18 protein-coding genes are annotated in these 18,745 nt (G+C 65.3%); 5 read left to right on the top strand and 13 right to left on the bottom strand.

Translation table 11 applies throughout. The features are described 5' to 3' along the window. Window positions 1–44: 44 nt before the first annotated feature. Window positions 45–3,119, bottom strand: coding sequence for an efflux RND transporter permease subunit (locus PVE73_RS05780; RefSeq protein ID WP_277366033.1), 3,075 nt, complete (start codon window positions 3,117–3,119; stop codon window positions 45–47). Continuing rightward, window positions 3,116–4,321: an efflux RND transporter periplasmic adaptor subunit gene (locus tag PVE73_RS05775; RefSeq protein ID WP_277366032.1), complete on the bottom strand. Its 1,206-nt coding sequence runs from the start codon at window positions 4,319–4,321 to the stop codon at window positions 3,116–3,118. Before PVE73_RS05775 ends, PVE73_RS05780 begins: the two co-directional genes overlap by 4 nt. Window positions 4,322–4,455: 134 nt before the next feature. Here PVE73_RS05775 and PVE73_RS05770 point away from each other — a divergent pair, with 134 nt between their 5' ends. Then, window positions 4,456–4,995 carry a TetR/AcrR family transcriptional regulator gene (locus PVE73_RS05770; RefSeq protein WP_277366031.1) on the top strand — a complete coding sequence of 180 codons (540 nt, stop codon included), beginning with the start codon at window positions 4,456–4,458 and terminating at the stop codon, window positions 4,993–4,995. Between the two features lie 30 nt (window positions 4,996–5,025). Here the strand turns inward: PVE73_RS05770 and PVE73_RS05765 are convergent, their stop codons facing one another. The 6 genes from PVE73_RS05765 to PVE73_RS05740 form a co-directional block, all read right to left on the bottom strand. After that, window positions 5,026–6,144 (bottom strand): glycoside hydrolase family 88 protein, encoded by a 1,119-nt coding sequence (locus PVE73_RS05765; RefSeq protein ID WP_277367359.1) that lies wholly within the window; start codon window positions 6,142–6,144, stop codon window positions 5,026–5,028. 108 nt (window positions 6,145–6,252) lie between these two features. Continuing rightward, entirely contained in the window at window positions 6,253–7,512 is a 1,260-nt protein-coding gene (locus tag PVE73_RS05760) for an ABC transporter substrate-binding protein (protein WP_277367358.1), read from the bottom strand. Window positions 7,513–7,549: 37 nt separating this feature from the next. Continuing rightward, on the bottom strand, window positions 7,550–8,677 hold the full coding sequence (gene ugpC, locus PVE73_RS05755) for a sn-glycerol-3-phosphate ABC transporter ATP-binding protein UgpC (RefSeq protein ID WP_277366030.1): 1,128 nt from the start codon (window positions 8,675–8,677) through the stop codon (window positions 7,550–7,552). 4 nt (window positions 8,678–8,681) lie between these two features. Beyond that, window positions 8,682–9,551, bottom strand: coding sequence for a carbohydrate ABC transporter permease (locus PVE73_RS05750; protein WP_277367357.1), 870 nt, complete (start codon window positions 9,549–9,551; stop codon window positions 8,682–8,684). Between the two features lie 25 nt (window positions 9,552–9,576). Continuing rightward, entirely contained in the window at window positions 9,577–9,819 is a 243-nt protein-coding gene (locus PVE73_RS05745; RefSeq protein ID WP_277366029.1) for a hypothetical protein, read from the bottom strand. Next, the gene (locus tag PVE73_RS05740) at window positions 9,819–10,703 is read right to left on the bottom strand and encodes a sugar ABC transporter permease (protein ID WP_277366028.1); all 885 of its coding nucleotides are present in this window, start codon (window positions 10,701–10,703) and stop codon (window positions 9,819–9,821) included. The genes PVE73_RS05745 and PVE73_RS05740 overlap by 1 nt, the downstream gene beginning before the upstream one ends. Before the next feature lie 240 nt (window positions 10,704–10,943). Here PVE73_RS05740 and PVE73_RS05735 point away from each other — a divergent pair, with 240 nt between their 5' ends. The 4 genes from PVE73_RS05735 to PVE73_RS05720 all read left to right on the top strand — a co-directional run bounded on the left by PVE73_RS05735 (window position 10,944) and on the right by PVE73_RS05720 (window position 14,080). Further along, window positions 10,944–11,861, top strand: a complete 918-nt coding sequence (locus tag PVE73_RS05735; protein ID WP_277366027.1) for an AraC family transcriptional regulator — start codon at window positions 10,944–10,946, stop codon at window positions 11,859–11,861. A gap of 93 nt (window positions 11,862–11,954) precedes the next feature. Then, window positions 11,955–12,722: a GntR family transcriptional regulator gene (locus tag PVE73_RS05730; RefSeq protein WP_277366026.1), complete on the top strand. Its 768-nt coding sequence runs from the start codon at window positions 11,955–11,957 to the stop codon at window positions 12,720–12,722. A 294-nt stretch (window positions 12,723–13,016) separates the two neighbouring features. Further along, window positions 13,017–13,526 (top strand): hypothetical protein, encoded by a 510-nt coding sequence (locus PVE73_RS05725; protein WP_277366025.1) that lies wholly within the window; start codon window positions 13,017–13,019, stop codon window positions 13,524–13,526. Between the two features lie 86 nt (window positions 13,527–13,612). After that, window positions 13,613–14,080 (top strand): YidB family protein, encoded by a 468-nt coding sequence (locus PVE73_RS05720; protein WP_277366024.1) that lies wholly within the window; start codon window positions 13,613–13,615, stop codon window positions 14,078–14,080. 83 nt (window positions 14,081–14,163) lie between these two features. On the opposite strand, the gene PVE73_RS05715 is transcribed toward PVE73_RS05720, so the two are convergent. Genes PVE73_RS05715 through PVE73_RS05695 form a run of 5 tightly spaced genes read right to left on the bottom strand, consistent with a single transcriptional unit; the run spans window position 14,164 to window position 18,658 of the window. Further along, on the bottom strand, window positions 14,164–15,285 hold the full coding sequence (locus PVE73_RS05715) for an aminotransferase class V-fold PLP-dependent enzyme (protein WP_277366023.1): 1,122 nt from the start codon (window positions 15,283–15,285) through the stop codon (window positions 14,164–14,166). Beyond that, window positions 15,272–16,063, bottom strand: coding sequence for an ATP-binding cassette domain-containing protein (locus tag PVE73_RS05710; RefSeq protein WP_277366022.1), 792 nt, complete (start codon window positions 16,061–16,063; stop codon window positions 15,272–15,274). The genes PVE73_RS05715 and PVE73_RS05710 overlap by 14 nt, the downstream gene beginning before the upstream one ends. Beyond that, window positions 16,060–16,845, bottom strand: coding sequence for an ABC transporter ATP-binding protein (locus PVE73_RS05705; protein WP_277366021.1), 786 nt, complete (start codon window positions 16,843–16,845; stop codon window positions 16,060–16,062). Before PVE73_RS05705 ends, PVE73_RS05710 begins: the two co-directional genes overlap by 4 nt. Next, the gene (locus tag PVE73_RS05700; RefSeq protein ID WP_277366020.1) at window positions 16,842–17,672 is read right to left on the bottom strand and encodes an ABC transporter permease; all 831 of its coding nucleotides are present in this window, start codon (window positions 17,670–17,672) and stop codon (window positions 16,842–16,844) included. Before PVE73_RS05700 ends, PVE73_RS05705 begins: the two co-directional genes overlap by 4 nt. Continuing rightward, window positions 17,669–18,658, bottom strand: coding sequence for an ABC transporter permease (locus PVE73_RS05695; RefSeq protein WP_277366019.1), 990 nt, complete (start codon window positions 18,656–18,658; stop codon window positions 17,669–17,671). The genes PVE73_RS05700 and PVE73_RS05695 overlap by 4 nt, the downstream gene beginning before the upstream one ends. Window positions 18,659–18,745 lie beyond the last annotated feature (87 nt).

Genomic DNA, 18,745 nt, shown 5'->3' with positions numbered 1-18,745 from the left:
ATAGAAACCGGGGGCGAAAGCAAGAGCCCGCCGACGCCTGCCCCTCAGCCGTGGGCAGGCGCCGGCTCGTCCTCCACCTCGCCGCGGACATGGATGTCCTTGGCCGAAATGTAGGTGTAGAACATCGGCACCACGAAGAGCGTGAACATCGTGCCGATCAGGATGCCGGAGAAGATGACCAGGCCCATCGAGTAGCGCGCCGCAGCACCTGCGCCGTCGGCAAGGATGAGCGGCACGACACCGAGCGCCATGGCGGCCGTCGTCATGAGGATCGGACGCAGGCGCACCTTGGCGGAGGCGACGATCGCTTCCCGGCGGGAAAGGCCATGGGCCTCGCGCTGCTGGTTGGCGAACTCCACGAGCAGGATGCCGTGCTTGGTGATCAGGCCGATAAGGGTGATCAGGCCCACCTGCGTGTAGATGTTGAGCGTGCCGAGACCGAGATTGAGCGGCACGATCGCGCCGAAGATCGATAGCGGCACCGACATCATGATGATCAGCGGATCGCGGAAACTCTCGAACTGGGCGGCGAGCACGAGATAGATGACGATCACGGCCAGGATGAAGGCGATGAGGATCGTGTTGCCCTGCTCCTTCTCGAGCCGTGACTGCCCGGAATAGTCGATGAAGAAACCTTCCGGCAGGGTCTCGCGTGCGACATCCTCGATGGTCTGCAGGCCCGTGCCGGTGGTCACTCCCGGCAGCGGCAGCGCCGAGATCGTGGCCGAGTTGAGCTGGTTGAACTGCTCGATCGAAGCCGGCGACGCATTGGTGGTGATGGTGACGACGGCCGAAAGCGGCACCATTTCCCCCGTCGCGCTGCGCACGAAATAACCGCCCAGGTCCTCCGGGTTCGCGCGGAAGCGCTCCGGCACCTGGGTGATGATATCGTAGCTGTTCGAATCCCGGTCGAACTGGGCGATCTTGCCGCCGCCGACGAGGGCGCCGAGCGTGGTGCCGATCTCGCTCGCCGGGATGTTCAGCGCGGCCGCGCGCTCGCGGTCCACCGCGACGGTGACCTCGGGTGTGTCGAAGGCCATCGAGTTCTGCACGACGATGAAGCGGCCGCTCGCCTGCGCCTTGTTCTTGATCTCCTCGGCGATCTCGTAGACCTGGCTCGGATCGCCGGTCGACTGGATCACCACGGAGATCGGCAGGCCGCCGCCCGTGCCGGGCAGTGTGGGCGGCGCGAAGACGAGCGCCTCCACGCCCGCCACCTTGGAGATGCGCTGCTGGATGTCCTGCTGGATCTCCTGCTGCGAGCGTTCCCGGTCGGCCCAGTCCTTGAAGGCCCAGAGCGCGATCGCGCTGTTGGTCGCGCCCTCCATGCCGACGATCGAGAAATCCGCCCGAAGCTCGGGCAGGTCATCGGTCAGATCCCGCATCTGGGTGGTGTAGAGGTCCATGTACTCCGACGTCGCGTAGCGCGGCCCGGTAACCAGCGAGAAGAGCGCGCCGATATCCTCCTCCGGAGCAAGCTCGCTGTTCGTCTTGAAGAAGAGGAAGCCGGTAAGGCTCACCAGCGCGATGACGATCATCAGCGTCACCGGCCGGTATTTGAGCGAGCCGGCGACCAGCCGTTCATAGCGGTTCTCGAGCCGCGTGAAGGTGCGGTCGACGAAGCCCTGGAACCGGCTGTGCGTGCCCGCCCTGAGGATGCGCGCGCTCATCATCGGCGTGATGGTGAGCGCCACGATGCCCGAGATGATGACGGCCCCGGCCAGCGTGAAGGCGAACTCGCGGAAGAGCGAGCCCGTGAGCCCGCCGGTGAAGCCGAGCGGCGCAAAGACGGCCGCAAGTGTGATCGTCATCGCGACGACCGCGCCGGAAATCTCCTTCATGCCGGTGAAGGCGGCCTCGAAGGGCGTCATCCCCTCTTCCATGTGCCGGTGGATGTTCTCCACCACCACGATCGCGTCGTCCACCACGAGGCCGATGGCGAGCACCATGGCCAGCAGCGAGAGCAGGTTGATGGAGAAGCCCACCAGGAAAAGCATGAAGCAGACGCCGATCAGCGACAGCGGGATGGTGACGATCGGCATGAGAACCGAGCGGAAGGAGCCGAGGAACAGGAGGATCACGACCACCACGATGGCGACCGCTTCGCCGATGGTCTTGAACACCTCTTCGATCGAGGCGCTGATGGACTCCGTGGCGTCATAGACCACTTCCATCGCCATGCCGTCGGGCAGCGTCTGCTGGATGGCCGGCATCTCCGCGATCACGGCATCCGCCGTGTCGAGCGGGTTGGCCGCAGGCGTCGGGAAGATGCCGATGAAGGTGCCCGGCTGACCGTTGAACGTCACGATCGTATCGTTGCTTTCGGCGGCAAGCTCCACATCGGCCACGTCGCGCAGCCGCACCACCTCGTCCCCCTCGGACTTGAGCGGCAGTTGGGCGAACGCATCGGCCGTCTGGAGGGTCGTTTCCGTCGTGATCGGATAGGCGACATACTCGTTCTTCGTCTTGCCCGGCGCGGAGAGGAAGTTCGCCGCGTTGACGGCGGTCACCACCTCGCCCGCGGTGACCCCGCGCGCTGCCAGGCGGACGGGATCGATCCAGATCCGCATCGCATAGTTCTGGGCACCGATGATCTGGACCTCGGCGACGCCTTCGATGGTCGACACGCGCGGCCGGATGACGCGCTCGATATATTCGGTGAGCTGCTCGGGCGTCATGTTCGGGTTCTGCAGCGCGATATACATGATCGCGAACTGCTGGCCCGTTCCCTTGACGATGGTCGGGTCCTCCGCCTCGGGAGGAAGCTGCCCGCGCACCTGCTGAACCTTGGACATCACCTCGGTCAAGGCCGCGTCGGAGTCGGAGCCGAGCTTCATCTGCACGGTCACGACGCTCGCCGACGGCCGGCTCTGCGAGGAGACATAGTCGATGTTCTCGGTGGTCGAGACCGCGGCCGCGATGGGTGACGTGATGAAGCCCTGGATGAGTTCGGGGCTGGCGCCGGGATAGGTCGTGGTCACGGTGACGACCGTCTCCTCCACCTCCGGATACTCACGCACCGAAAGGTTGAACAGCCCCTGCACGCCCAGAAGCAGGATCAGGAGGCCGAGGACCGTCGAGAGGACGGGCCGCCGGATGAAGAGCGCCGAAATGTTCATCGGTTGCTGCTCCCGATCTGTGTCGGCTGCACGCTGTTGTCGATCCTCACACGGGCGCCGTTGGAGAGACGGTTTTGCCCGGCATTGACCACGACGTCGCCGGCCTCGATACCCTTTTCGATCTCAACGGACCTGTTGGAGCGGCGTCCCGGCGTCACGAACACCTGGTCGATGACGAAGACCTGGTCGCTCCCGGCCTGGCCTTCCGACGTCTCGGACGCGGCGCCGCTTTCTTGTGCCGCCTCGCCTCCCTCGCCCTGATTCGCTGCGGCCGGCGCGCCAGCTTCCTCCTCGGCGGGGCGGAGCCGGTAGACATAATCGCCGTAAAGACTCGTCACGAGCGCGGTCTGGGGGATGGCGATCACATTCTCTTCCGCCGGAAGCTCGACCTTTACCCGGACGAACTGGCCCGGATTGAGCCGGCCTTCGGGCCTGCTGACTTCCGCGCGCACCGAGACGAGCCGGGTGGCGGGGTCGATCTTGGGATCGATGCCTATGATTTCACCGGTGAACGGCATGTCGTCCTCGGTGAGCCCGAGCCGTATCGGCTGGCCGATCTTGAGTTCCTCGAACCGCTGCTCGGGCACGGTGAAATCCACCCGCATCGTGTCGAGGTCCTGCAGCGTCGCCACTCTCGTTCCCGGCGTGAGATACTGCCCGAGATCGATGCGCGGGATGCCGATGGTGCCGCTGAACGGCGCCCTCAGCACCTTCTGGTTCAAGGCCGCCTGCAGGCTCTGCACCCGCGCGGCCGAGGCCGCGGCGGCCGCTTCGGCCTCGTCGAGGCTCGATTGCGAACCCACGCCGCGCTGCTGCAGGGCGCGGGCGCGCTCCAGCGACTGCTGGTCCAGTGCCGCCTGGGTCTGCGCGGCCGCAAGATCTGCCTTTTGCGCCTCGTCGTCCAGCCGCAGGAGAACGTCGCCCGCCTGGACGCGGCTGTTCGCCTGGAACAGGATCTCCTCGACGATGCCATTGGTCTCGACGGTGAGATCCACCCCGTTCGCCGCACCCATCGTGCCGATCGCATCGATGCTGGGCGTCCAGGTGGAAGGCTCCACCGTGGTGGTGGACACCGTCAGCGTGGGCACCGGCATGGTCGCGAAATACTGTTCGATCATGCGGTCGCGGAACAGATTGTAACCGACGAGCCCTCCGGCGATGACGGCGACGAGGATAAAGGCAATAATGAAGCGCTTGATCATGGGGGCGGTTTCCGTTGCGGAAATCTGCAGGGTGAACACCATTGGCCGCCTATATTCAAGCGGCACGTTGTGCAAGTCGCGGGTTTACTGTACCGTCTGGACGGTAATGTCAACAGCTCCTCGGGATTTTGATGATGGCGAGCGGCAGAAACACCAGACAAAAAATTTTGAAGGCCGCGACCGAGCTCGCCAAGATGGAGGGTTCGGCGCATCTTTCGCTGGACGCGGTGGCCGCCCGCGCCGGCATCTCGAAGGGTGGGCTGCTCTACAACTTTCCGACCAAATCCGCCCTGCTCAAGGCACTGGTGCAGCAATATATCGACGATTTTCAGGCCGCGCTCGACGAAAGGACGAAGACGGGCGGACGAACGCTGGTGGCGGAATATTTCGCCGTGGCGGTGGAGGAACTGCACAAGAAAACGCCGCCGCCTTCCGGCATTCTCGCCGCCATGGCGGAGGATCCGGACCTTTTGGCGCCCATCCGCACGTTCAGCCGTGACATCCTCGATCGGATGAAATCGGAAACGGACGAGGCTTCGGTGCTCCTCACATTCCTGGTCCTGGAAGGACTGCGCTGCGAACGGATGTTCGGGACGGATGTCCTGCACAAGGCCGAATGCGAGATCGTGCTGGAGCGCCTTCGCGCCATGCTGGAGCAAACTGGCGGGCGATAGAATCGCGTCGCTTCGGCGAGGCCGGCCGCGTCAGCGGAGGGCGTCGAGCAGAGGAGCCTCGGCCCTTGCGGACGCGGCACTGAACGCCTCCGCCTTGGCCATCATCAGCGGCCCGACCCCCTTGGCGTCGTCCTCGACCACCGGCTCGCTGAGATAATAGGCTGCCGTGCCGTCGCGGTAGACGCCTGAAAGCCCGCCGAGCCCCGCAACCTGGCAGATGCCCGCCAGCCGGAGCCTGCCGTCGTCTTCCTCTTGCAGAGATGACGCGGCCAGGGCCCGCAGGCCTTCCTCGCCGGCGCGCTCGAAGGCCCCGAGGCCGAGACGGCCCGCTTTCAGCAGGGCATAGGCGAACATGGCCGTCGCCGAGGTCTCGGGATAGTTGCCCGCAAGGCCCGGCCGGTCGATCACCTGAAACCACAGGCCCTCGCCCGTGCGGAGTTGGAGCAGCCGTTTCAGGAGCGAGGCGGTTGCGTCGCCGATTCCCGTCTCCGCCGCGCGTTTTCGGCCGGCGAGTTCCATGATATCGACCAGCGCCATGGAAAGCCAGCCGAGCGCCCGCGCCCAATGGGCGGGAGAACGCCCGGTCTGCGGGTCGGCCCATGTCTGGGTACGGCTTTCGTCATAGCCGTGGGAATAGAGCCCGGTCTCCGGCACCTGCGTCAGATCGAGCGCGGTGAGAAGCTGGGAGAGCGCATCCTCGACGAGCGCGTCGTCCTGCGCAAGCTGCCCGAACTCGATCTGGAAGGGCAGCCCCATATAGAGCCCGTCGAGCCAGATCTGCCACGGATAGATCTTCTTGTGCCAGTACACTCCGGATTTCGTGCGCGGATGCGCGCGGAGCTGGCGCACGAGCAGCTCCGCCGCCGCGAAATACCGTTCTTCCGCGGTGAGCCGGTAAAGATGGATCAGCGCCCGGCCCGACAGGATGTTGTCAATGTTGAAGTCTTCGGTCGAGTAGCCCGCAAGGTCGCCGCCCGCGGAAACCTGCGCATCGACGAGCCGCTTCAGATGCCGCAGCCAGCGCTCCTCGCCCGTCGCTCCATGAAGAAGGGAGAGCCCGCGATAGACGCAGCCGTCCTCGTAGCACCACGCGCCGCCTTTGTAGGGCTCATAGGTGGTGGCATAGGCATCGAAATAGTCCATCAGCATGGCGCGCAATCTACTTCTCCGTAGGCAAGGCTCTTCCAGAGAAGCTCTTACCAGCGCGAACAAAGATGTTTGAAGGCGGCGGCGGAGGTCCCGCCGCCGCAGGTGATGTCAGAGGCCCGCCAGCACGTCATTGATGCCGTCGATGATCTCGTGAGCGGCGTCCTCCGAGGAGATCTGGCCGTAGGCATGAGCCTCCAGGGCATCCCTGAAGATCTCGCGCACTTCCGGATGCTCGTTGAAGGGCGAGACGGTCGGCCCCTCGCCTTCCATCACGATCTTGTGCGCCTCCAGGAGCTGCGGATTGATCACGCCGCTTTCGGCAAGGGTCTCCGCCGCGATGCGGCTCGACGGTATGCCGCGGGAGTCGCCGAGCGCCTGGATGCCTTCCGGTTCGTTGAGCAGGCAGTTGACCATCTGCGCCGCGGCCTGCGGGTCCTTGCTGTTCCTGGAAATGGAGAAGACCATGGAAGGCTTGCGGTAGACGCCTTCGGTGACCGCACCCTCGACCTTCAGGAGCTTCACCGGAACCAGCTCACCGTCCTTGATGGGATCGTTGAATTTCGAATAGGTCGAATCCCATTCATAGGAACCGGCGATCTTGCCCTCCGACCAGGCCGGCAGCTCGAACAGGTCCACATTGCCGCCGCCTGCGACCGTCTTCCAGTCGCGGATCACGCCCTTGTCGGCCAGGCTCTTGTTGAACTCGATCCCCTTCTGCAGCTCCTCCGGCGTCCACGCGACGGTATTGGTGGCGGGATCGATCAGGTCCTTGCCGGTCATCTGGGTCGTCACCAGCGAGACGTTCAGGATGGCGCTCAGCCCATCGGATCCTCCGGCCGCGTCGAAGGGATAGTAATCCTGCCCGAGCTTCTCCTTGATGACCGCAGCGCCCTCGATCAGCTCGTTCCAGCTCGTGGGCAGCGGCAGGCCCGCCTTGTCGAATGTGGCCTTGTTGAAGAAGAAGACGCGGCCGGTGGTGGAAACCGGCAGGCCGTTCAGCTTGCCGTTCATCGTGCCGCTCGCAAGCTGGTCTTCCGACCACTGGCCGAGGTCGATGACGTCCTTGTACCCGTTCAAATCGGCGAAGCCCGAGCCGTCGAGCGAGAAGAGCGGCAGCCACGGCCAGTTGATCTGCATGATGTCGGCCTCGGTGCCGCCGGCAAGCTGCGTGGCCACCTTCTCCTGGTGCCCCGACCAGCCGGTGAATTCCGCTTGGATCGTGTGGCCGTGCTTTTCGCCACAGGCCTTGAGTGCCTCCTGGGTGGCCACATGGCGGCTGTCGCCGCCCCACCAGGACATACGCAGATCTGCCGCCTGCGCGGTGCCGGCCCCGGCGCCGAGCGCCAGGATCACGGCCAGTGCAGTCATTGCTTTCGACATCTTATCCTCCCGATTGGTCGAAGTTTCATGCATCCGCCGGAAGACTGACATTGCGCCCCGTCTCCCGGTCGAAGACGTGCACCGCCGCCTCGCGCGGCACGAGCCTGATGCGGTCGTCGCGGATATCGGCGGGGTTGTAACGGTCGGAGGGCACGACGGCGACGATGCGCGCGTCGCCCAGATCCACGTGGAGATAGACCTCGTGCCCCATGAACTCGATATGCGCCACGCGGCCTTCGAGCGCATTGTCCTCGTCCCGTCCCGCGATCGCGAAATGCTGCGGCCGGATGCCTACCGTCACCGCGTCGCCGTCGCCGGCGGCAAGCCGATCCGCGAGATCCGGCCCGAAGGCGAGCGTCTGGCCCGCAAGCTGGATGCGCAGCGATCCGTCGAGCGCCGCGATGCCGTCGATGAGGTTCATCTCCGGGCTGCCGATGAAGCCCGCCACGAAAGTGTTTTCCGGCCTGTTGTAGAGCGTAACCGGGTCGGCCACCTGCATGATGCGCCCGTCCTTCATGACGCAGATGCGGTCGCCCATCGTCATGGCCTCCGTCTGGTCGTGGGTGACATAGACCACCGTGGAGGAGAGGCCGTCCTGCTTCAGCCGCTTGTGCAGGTCCGTGATGCGCACGCGCATGGAGGCGCGTAGCTTGGCATCGAGATTGGAGAGCGGCTCGTCGAACAGGAAGACGTCCGGCTTCTTGATGAGCGCACGGCCGACCGCCACGCGCTGCGCCTGGCCGCCGGAGAGCTGCTTCGGCAGCCGCTCGAGCAGTTCGCCGATTTCCAGGATGCCGGAGACGGCGCGCGTCGCCTCCTCGATCTCGGGCTTCGGCCGCCGCTTGAGCTTCAGGCTGAAAGCGAGGTTGTTGCGCACCTTCATGTGCGGGTAGAGCGCATAGTTCTGGAACACCATGGAGACGCCGCGCTGGCCGGGCGCGAGATTGTTGACCACGCGCTCGCCGATACGGATTTCCCCGCCGGTGATGGTCTCGAGCCCCGCGATCATGCGCAGAGTCGTGGACTTGGCGCAGCCTGAAGGCCCAACCAGCACCATGAACTCGCCGTCGGCCACGTCGAGGCTGATGCCGTGCACGGCCTTGAAGGCGTTTCCGTAAACCTTTTCGAGGCTTCTGATCTGCAGGCGTGCCATATACCTATCCTTTCACTCCGCCGGCGGAGATGCCCTCGATGAAGTATTTCTGGGCCAGGAAGAACACGGCGAGCGAGGGAACGAGCGCGAGCACCGACATGGCCAGGATGCGGTTCCACTGGAATGCTTCCGTGGTATCGATCGACAGCTTCAGCGCCAGCGAAACGGGATATTTGTCGACCGAGGAGAGGTAGATCAGCGGCCCGAGGAAATCGTTCATCGTCCACATGAACTGGAACAGGCAGACCGAGATCAGCGCCGGGGCAAGCATGGGCACGACGATGAAGACCAAGGTCTGCAGCGTGGTGGCGCCGTCGACGCGCGCGGCCTCCTCCATGTCGCGCGGGATGGCGCGCAGGAACTGCACCAACATGAAGACGAAGAAGGCGTCTCCGGCGAAGGCCGAGGGCACCCAGAGCGGCAGGAACGTATCGAGCCAGCCGAGGTCCCGGAAGAGCAGGTATTGCGGGATGCGCGTGACCACGTTCGGGAGCAGCAGCGTGGCGATGAGGCTGGCAAATAGGATGCGCTTGCCCGGGAACTCGAACCGCGCGAAGCCGTAGGCCACCGCCGTGCAGGAGATGGCCGTGCCGATCACCTTCGGCAGGATGATGAGGAACGTGTTCCAGAAGAAGGTGCCGAAGGTATAGGGCGTGGAGGTCTTCCAGCCCTGGATATAGCCGTCGAGCGTCGGCGAATGCGGGATGAAGCCCGGATTGGCGAAGATCTCGGCATTGTTCTTGAAGGAGGCGCCGATCAGCCAGATCAGCGGATAGAGCATCAGGAACCCCACCCCCGCCAGGATCGCATAGCGCACCATGGAGGAGACCGCGTGTATGCGCCGGCCTTCCGCCAGCGTGCGGTCGGTCTCCATGTCTTCTTGGGTGCGGATGACGGCCTCAGCCATGGGTGGGCGCCTGATCGTTGAAGTTGCCGCGCTTCACACCCCCCTCTGGCCTGCCGGCCATCTCCCCCTCAAGGGGGGAGATTACGCCGGCCGCTTGCTCCACCGTCTCTTCTGCAACGGCGGCGATTGGCGAAAGCCATTGCAACAGCCGATCTCCCCCTTGAGGGGAGATGGCCGACAGGCCAGAGGGGGTGAGTGGCAGGAGTCCCGGGTTCGACATTTGAACAACCATCATCAGCTCCGCTTGTCGCCGGCGTAGTAGACCCAGTGCCGCGACGACCAGAAGGCGATCAGCGTCAGCACCATGATGATGGCGAAGAGCACCCAGGCGAGTGCGGAGGCGTAGCCCATGTCGAACTTCTTGAAGGCTTCCTCATAGATGTAGAGGGGAAGCAGATAAGTCGACTTCAATGGCCCGCCCTCCGTGATCACATAGGGTCCGTTGAACTCCTGGAAGGCCTGGACCATCTGCATGACCAGATTGAAGAAGATCACCGGCGTGATCAGCGGCAGGGTGATATAGAAGAAGGTGTGCCACTTGCCGGCGCCGTCGATGGAGGCCGCCTCATAGAGCGACTTGTCGATGCTCTGCAGCGCGGCGAGGAAGATCACCATCGCCGAGCCGAACTGCCACAACCTGAGCAGCGTGATGGTGAAAAGCGCGTTGCCCGGCTCGCCGAACCAGTTCACCGCCTCGAAGCCCAGCGCCGTGATCACCATGTTGACCAGGCCGGAATCGGCGAAGATGTAGCGCCACAGCACCGCGACCGCGATCGACCCGCCCAGGATGGAGGGCACGTAATAGGCGGTGCGGAAGAAATTGATGAATTTCAGGCGGTAATTCAGGATGTAGGCGATGAAGAGCGCGAAGGCGAGCTTCAGGGGCACCGTCAGCAAGACGTAGAGGAGCGTCACCGACAGCGACTTGTTGAAGGTCCGGTCGCGCGTGAAGAGCTGCACGTAATTGTCGATGCCGGCCCAGCGCGGCGGACGCATCAGATTGTAATCGGTGAAGCTGAGATAGAAGGACGCGACGAAAGGGATCGCCGTGAAGACGAGCAGCCCCGCCAGATAGGGCGCGATATAGGCGAGCCCCAGATATCTGCTGTCGCCGCCCATCAGTTTCCCGCCCCAGAGGAAGCCGAAGCGGGGATGACCGTCAGCCCGTCCGAAGCATATGCGAAATCATGCATGCCAACACGATTGATGGAGCCTCCCGTCACCGGACAGGCGCGCCGAATAGACCGGCGGCTCCATCACTCCTCCCAGAACGGCGCGAATTTCGCGCTTTGCCGCGATAACTGATGCGACTATCCTGCGCGAATGACCCATTTTGAATTCACGAATTCGGAAAAAAGGATGGATAAAATCGAAGGCGGCGTCCTGGCGGGGATTCCGGAGAATGCACTGAAGCTCACGCTCACCCGCTCGACCATCAAGATGCAGCATTCGCAGACCTGGCGGGTGGACAAGTCGAACACGGTTCACGACCTTGTCGTATGCCTGACCGGCGGGGGCAGCTATGTCGTCGACAACGCCTCCTACACGCTCACGCCGGGGGACGCGATGCTGATCCCGGCGGGCAGCCGCTTCGTGGGCTGGCATGCGTCCGGCGAGGCTTATACGGGCATCGCGCAGCACTTCACGCTCGACCTTTTCGGCAAGCACGACCTGCTCTCGCAGATGCACTACGACCGGGTGATACGCTTCTCGCGCTGGGAACTACTCGAGCCGGTGGTGCGCTATTACCACGCCATCGCGCCCGCCTCCTCGACCACCCTCCTCCAGCACCACCTCTTCATGTTCATCCTGATCGAGTTCCTGGAGGGTGCCTTCATCGCCTGGAACACGCAGCCGGTCGGCGCCATGGGGCACGCGGAGGGCATATCGCTCTCGATCATGCTGGCCGCCACGCAGATCACCGCCGATCCACTGGACGAGAACGTGGCCGGACGCGTCGTCGTCCAGGCGCCCTACAATCCCGACTATTTCAAGCGCGAGTTCCGCCGCCAGATCGGCTGGACGCCAAGGAAGTTCCAGGAGTTCAAGCGCATGGAGCGGGCGATGAACCTGCTTGCGAGCGGCAAGACGGTGATCGAGGCGGCCGCCCTCGTGGGCTATTCCGACGTCTATTACTTCTCCCGCATGTTCAAGCGCTACATCGGCACGAGCCCGTCCGGATACAAACTCGCCGTCAAGGAGAGCCAGGAGGGGAAATTCCCGCGCGGCGAGGAGGACGGCCAGGTGATCTACCCGCTCCTGGACAAGGCCGGCTGAACGGGGGAACGGGGCCGCGCTCCCAGGAGGCCGGGCGGCGGGAGAAGCGCCTCCGTTTGCCATCGGTCCTAAATTGGCATTACATCATCGCCCATGCAGAAAGACAGTTTCGAGGCCGCCATGGAGCTTGTGATCGAGGACGGACCAGGACCCGCCTATCGCCGGCTGGCGGAGGCGCTGGCGCGCCGCGTCAGCGAGGGCGTGATCGCCGTCGGCAGCGCGCTTCCCACCGAGCGCAGCCTCGCCGAGAAGCTTGGCGTGGCGCGCGTGACGGTAAGGGCGGCCTATCGCAGCCTCTGCGAGACCGGCATTCTCGAGACGCGGCAGGGCAGCGGCACCTTCGTGCGCGCCATGCCCACCCGCATCGAACAGCCGCTATGGCAGCTCTCCTCCTTTTCCGAGGAGATGATGAAGCGCGGCTACCGCCCCACCACACGGGTGCTGCATATGATGGTCGTTGAGGCTGCCACCGGCGAGAGGGCGGCGCTCGCATTGGCGGACAAAGAGGAGGTCGTACGGCTGAAGCGCCTCCGCCTTGCGGACGGAATGCCGCTTGCGATCGAGACCGCGGCCGTGCCCGCTTATATCCTGGCCGACGCCAAGCCGGGTTCGGGCTCGCTCTACCGGCTTCTTGCCGAACGTGGCCACCGGCCCGTGCGCGCGACGCAGCGCCTGAGCGCCATCTCGCTCGATGCCGCCTCGGCGAAACTGCTGGAGACCGCGCGCGGCGCCGCAGCGCTCCTCATGGAGCGGACATCCTACGGGAGGAGCGGCCGCGCCGTTGAATACACGCATTCGATCTATCGCGGGGATGCATACAATTTCGTGGCGGAACTGAAGGACGGAAGCCTGGACTCCTGAGCCGCCTTCTTCGGCTGGCGCGGCAACCCGCCAACGGCGGGCCCAACCCTGCGGCCTCCGCCCATCGAACCGCGCCGGCCTGGCGCGCAGCGCTCAATACAAGCACAACCGCAACGTGTTTAACTAAAGTGTATTCCGCGCGCTTTGAGTACGTAAACTGTATATCATAAACAAGGTTGAATACAACCTGCGCTTACGTTCTGGTACGCCTCTGTCAGAGGGGACTGCAGGTTTCGCGCAGTCGTCCGGCACATTCTGAAACGCTGTAACGCTCAGCATTTTACAGAGGGCATCATGTCAGTTCGTACTTTGAGTATTTCCCTTGCCGCAGCTTCGCTGGTCCTCATCGCCGGAGCCGCACCCACTCAGGCTTTGACGATGCATGAATGCAGCGCAAAGTATCAGGCGGCCAAGAAGGCCGACGCCCTGAACGGGATGAAGTGGAACGACTTCCGCAAAGCCGAGTGCGGCCCGAACGCCTCTGCCACCCTCGGCAGCGGCACCGCCACCGTCAGCGGCAGCACCGCCGCAGCACCGGGCGCGGCGACCGGGGAGACCACGTCGAGCATAAACAGCATCCTCGGCAATCTCGGCCTTTCCGGCACACAGTCCTCGGGCAGCACGGTCTTCCCGTCCTCCGTTTCCCAGCAATATTCGAACCAGTCGCCGGGCAAGGCCCGCATGCTCACCTGCCTCGACCAGTACCGCACCAACAAGGCCAATGGCGGCAATGGCGGCCTGAACTGGATCGAGAAGGGCGGCGGCTACTACAGCGAGTGCAACAAGCGGCTGAAAGGCAGCTGAACCCGCATCCCCGTCAAATACCGCTTTGAGCCGCCACCTGCGGGCGGGCGACTCTTTCCAATCTGCCACAACTATGGAGACAAACAATGGGACTTCTTGGTGACCTCCTGAATCCGGGACCGGCGAGTTCGGGCGTCGGCAAGCCGCTGATGCTCGCACTCGGCGCGCTTGCCGTGGGCAAGATGGTGAGCGCCCACCATGCAAACGCCGCAGCGGCCCAGCCCGCGACAGGCGCGGCGAACGGCACGCCTCTCGGCGGCGCGCTCGCCAGCGGCCTGGGCGGCCTGCTCAGCACATTGCAGGGTGCAGGCCATGGCGATGCCGTCAACTCGTGGCTCGGCAACGGCCCGAACAAGCCTATCCAGCCGACCCAGCTCGGCGCCGCCCTCGGCCCGAATACGGTCAAGCAGCTTGCCCAGCATTCCGGCTTGAACGAGCAGGAGCTTCTGACCCAGCTCTCCTCGGCCCTGCCCGGCATCGTCGACAAGCTGAGCCAGAACGGGACCATTCCGAACGTGCAGCAACTGGAATCCATGTTCCTGTCGAAGCACTGACCGAAACCGCTTCGGAGCGCTTCGCCGCCAACAAAAGCTTCCGGCGGGGCGCCCCGGCGTTTATCCTCTCCGGCTCGTCCGGTTTACACAAGGCGCATCCCGGCCGCTCGATCCCGGTAATGCACGTCCACGGCGGCGACTGCGGCCGCCACGTCGACGGATACGCCGCATTCACGAAGCGCCTGCCCGAGCGCGGACAGGTTGGCGCGAACCACCTCGTGTCTTGCTCGGGGCCCCGTGTGATTGAGGCGAACCGGATCACGCGGCAAGTCACCCACGCCCTTGTCCAGCCCCGCGGCGATCGCGGCAGGATGGCGGACCACTGCATCCGCGGAGAGACCGGCCGGAAGAAGAGCCGCCGTAACGAGGTTCGAAGCGTCGCGGTCTTCCACCCACGAGGGAAGTCCAAGCGCGGCAAGTCCGTCGCGCGTGGCCTGCGCCGCGAGCGTGTGGCGGGCGATGAGCGCATCGAGCCCTTCCGCTTCCACCCTGTCGAGTGCAACCTCCAGCGCGTGGAATTCGAGTGGAGAAGGCATGCCGGGCAGTTCACCACGCCCGGAATCCAGCCAATTGAGCCTCAAATCGGCCAGGGAAAGAATGGAAGCCACCGGCGCATCCGGCCGCATGATCGCCTCCCAGGCCCGGCTGCTGACCGAAAGCGCCGAAAGGCCGGACGGGCCACCGAGCGACTTCTGAGGGCCGATCACGGCAATGTCGATCCCAAGCTCATCGACATCGAGTGCATGACCGCCCACGGACGCAACGGCATCGACCACCAGCAAGGCACCCTGCCGCCGCGCCAGCCGCGCGATCTCCGGGAGGGGATTGAGGATCCCCGTCGCGGATTCCGCATGGGCCAGCGCGACGAGATTGGTCTCCGGCCGCGCTTGCAGTGCGCCGGTAAGGGCCTCCACCGTGACCGGCAAGCCTGGCTGCGCGACGAGATGCGCCACCTCCGCCCCACTGCGCTCGAGCCATAGCCCGAAAAGCCGGCCATAGGGGCTGGTCACCACGTTGAGCGCGCGCATCTTCGGCCTGGCGATGCTCGTGGCGGCCGCTTCCAGCGCTATGATCGCCTCGCCCTGGACGAGGAGGACGTCGTTGCGCGTGCGCAAGATGGCGGCGAGACGGTCCGCAAGCGTGGCGTAGCCTTCGCGCGGGTATGGCGGCACGTCGAGCAGGAAGGACGGGTCAAAATCGGACATCGCCGGCTCCTTGAAATTTGATGCGCGGGACCGCCGCCACCAGGGCACGGCCGGTCTGCGAGCTCGGGTTGGCGGTTACTTCCGTCGCAACACCGCTTTCCACGATACGCCCGCCGTCCATGATCGCGATCTCGTGGGAGATCGCCCGCACGACAGCAAGGTCGTGGGAAACGAAGATGTAGGCAAGGCCATTGTCGCGCTGGAGCGAAACCAACAGTTCCAGGATCTGCCCGCGCACGGTTACGTCGAGCGCGGATACAGCCTCGTCGAGGACGATGAGGTCCGGGCTGGTGGCCACGGCCCGCGCGATCGCCACACGCTGTCGCTGCCCGCCGGAGACCTCGTGGATCGAGCGTGGGGCGAGTGCGGGCGAAAGCCCCACGCGCTCCAGCAGGGCGGCAACCCTGGCGGGCCGTTCACGCCGACCGGCAAGCCGATGGATGCGCAGGGGATCGCCGATTGCGTCCGCCACCGTGGCACGGGGATTGAAGGCCGCGAGCGGTTCCTGGAACACCATCTGGAGCCGCCTGCGCATGGTCCGGAGCGGCGCGCTCTTCAGCGCCAGCAGATCGACCCCCGCGAAATGGATCTGCCCGGAATCGGGCTCGAGAAGCCGCAGGAGCACACGCGCAAGCGTGGACTTTCCGCTTCCCGAGGGTCCGACAAGCCCAAGCGTCCTGCCCGTTTCGAGGCTCAGCGAGATATCCTGAAGCGCCGCCACGCGGCGCCCTCCGTCCGCATAGGTCTTCGACACACCTTGAATCGAAAGCAGCGTCATGGCGAAACCAGCGGCGGCGTTGCAAGATCGATGCTGCTTTCGAGCAGCCGCCTGGTATAGGGCTCGCGCGGCCCGGCGAGCAGGCTTCGGGTGGGACCTGCCTCGACCAACCGCGCCTCGTGGAATACCGCGATGCGGTCGGCAAAGCCGGAAGCGAGCGCGATGTCATGCGTGATGAAGACGAGCGTCATATCCGCCTCCCGCACGAGACCGTCGAGCAGCCCGACGATCTCGGCCTGCACGATGGTGTCGAGCGCGCTCGTCGGCTCGTCGGCGACGAGCAGCCTCGGCCGGGCGGCAATGGCAGCGGCGATGGCGATGCGCTGACGCTGCCCGCCGGAAAACTGGTGCGGATAGGATCTCACCGCCTTCTCGGGTTGCGGGATGCGCACGCGCGCAAGCAGCCGTTCCGCTTCCTTCAAGGCTTCCGGCCAACCGGCCCCGGTGTGCCGCCGCACGACCTCTGCGACCTGCTCGCCCACGGTCAGAACCGGGTTGAGGCTCGCACTCGCATCCTGGAAGACGAAGCCGATGTCACGGCCGGGAACCGGCTCTCGGCCGAGGCCCGGCCAGTCGACCACGCCCGTCCGCACCGCGTTTTCCGGCAGCAGACCGGCAAGCGCAAGCGCAAGCGTGCTCTTCCCCGACCCGCTTTCCCCGATAATCGCAAGCCGCTCGCCCTGGAAGAGGTCGAGATCCACCGAGGAGAGCGCGGCATGCGCCGCGCCGCCAGCGCGGTAGCTCACCGACAGCTTGCGGAGTGTGGCAAGCGGCGCAGTCACGGGCTGATCCTGCGCACGGCCAGGGCGTTGCTCAGCCCCTCGGAAAGGAGGTAGACGCCGAGCACCGTCACCACCAGCCCGATCCCCGGCACGATCGACAGGAAGGGTGCGGAGCGCAGCACGTTGCGCCCCTCCGCAATCATCGATCCCCAGGTGACGATGTTGGGGTCCCCGAGCCCCAGGAAGGAGAGCGCGGCCTCTATGAGCACCGCACCCGCGACGATCACGGAACTGAGCGCCAGCACCGGCGGCAACGCGTTGGGCAGCACCTCGCGGAAGGCGATCTCCGCCGGATGCATGCCGATCACGCGGGCGGAGGCGACGTAATCCCGCTCGCGGATCGAGAGCACCTCGGCACGCGCCAGGCGCGCCGGCCCGGTCCATGCACTGAGCGCGATGGCGAAGATGACGACCGGAAGAGAGGCGCCCGCAACGCTGACGAAGGCGAGCGCGAGCAGCAGGCCGGGCACGATCTGGAAGGCCTCGACCAACCGCATCAGCGCCTCGTCGACCAGCCCCCCGGCAAAACCGGCGACGGTGCCCACCAGCGCGCCTATAAAGAGCGCGACGATCGCCGCCGCAAGGCCCACGGCCAGCGAAGCGCGCGCGCCATGGACGAGGCCGGCAAGCACGTCGCGGCCCAGCCGATCGGTCCCGAGCGGAAAGGCCGTATCGCTGAAGGGCGGCACCAGGGCCGGGCCCGCGATGGAAAGCGGATCGCCGGGGAAGAAGACATCCGCCAGAAGGGCGGCGGCAACAGGCAACGCCAGCAGCAGAAGCCCGGCCAGGCCCTCGGGCGAACGGACGAGGCGGGCGAGCACCGTCATGCCGCCGCCTCCGAGGCGCCGACGCGTGGGTCGAGCAAGGCATAGGCGATGTCGACGACGAGATTGATGAGGATCACCAGCACCGCGCTGACGATGATGATGCCGATCAGGAGCGGCGCATCGCGCCCGGCGACGGCCTCCTGCGCCAGCCGGCCGAAACCGGGAATGGCGAAGACGCTCTCTATGACCACGCTGCCGCCGAGCATGGCAGCCGCCTGGAGCCCGAGCATGGTGACGAGCGGCAGGAGCGCGTTGCGCGCCACGTGCCTGAGCACGATGCGCCCGCGTGCAAGCCCCTTTGCGCGGGCGGCAAGCACGAAATCCTGCCGCCAGATCTCGGCCATGCCGGCGCGCATCATGCGAAGGAACAGCGCGAGATAGATGAAGCCGAGCGCGCTCACCGGCAGGATCAGATGCCGCGCGATGTCGAGCGCGCGGGCAAGCCCCTCCTTGCCCGAGGCGATCGTCTCGATGCCCGAGGTGGGCAGCCAGCGCAACTGCACGGCGAAGACGATGCTCAAGACGAGCCCGAGCCAGAAGCTCGGCACCGCGTAAAGGGCGAGCGAGCCGACGGAGAGGACGCGGTCGCGCGCGCTGCCCGGCCGCGCGCCGGCGACGACCCCGAGCGCCGTGCCCAGGCCGAAGGAGAGAGCGAGCGCGCTTCCCATCAGCCAGAGCGTGTTGGGCAGCCGCTCCAGGATGATGTCGAGCACGGGCCGGGCGAACTGCACGGACCAGCCGAGATCGAGGCGCGCGAGCGAGACGAGGTAGATCCAGAGGCGCGCAAGCGGCGACTGGTCCAGTCCGTAGCTTTCCCTGAGCGCCTGGACGAGCGCCGGATCGCCCCCGCCGATGGTGACGAGATAGGCATCCACCGCGTCACCCGGCGCGAGCTCCAGGAGGAAGAAGGTGCCCACGACGACGATCAGCAGCACCGGAATACTGCTCACCAGCCTGCGTCTCAGGAGCCGTAATGCCCGGTTCATCGAGGACCCGAACGGGTCGAGTTCGACCGGGCAGCGTATCGCCCCTGAGCACCCCCCTCCGGCCTGCCGGCCATCTCCCCCTCAAGG

The organism is Chelativorans sp. AA-79 (genome assembly GCF_029457495.1).
In the GTDB taxonomy this organism is placed as follows: Bacteria; Pseudomonadota; Alphaproteobacteria; order Rhizobiales; family Rhizobiaceae; genus Chelativorans.
The sequence above is the reverse complement of the archived record's forward strand: the minus strand, read 5'-3'. Positions and strand labels throughout refer to the sequence as shown.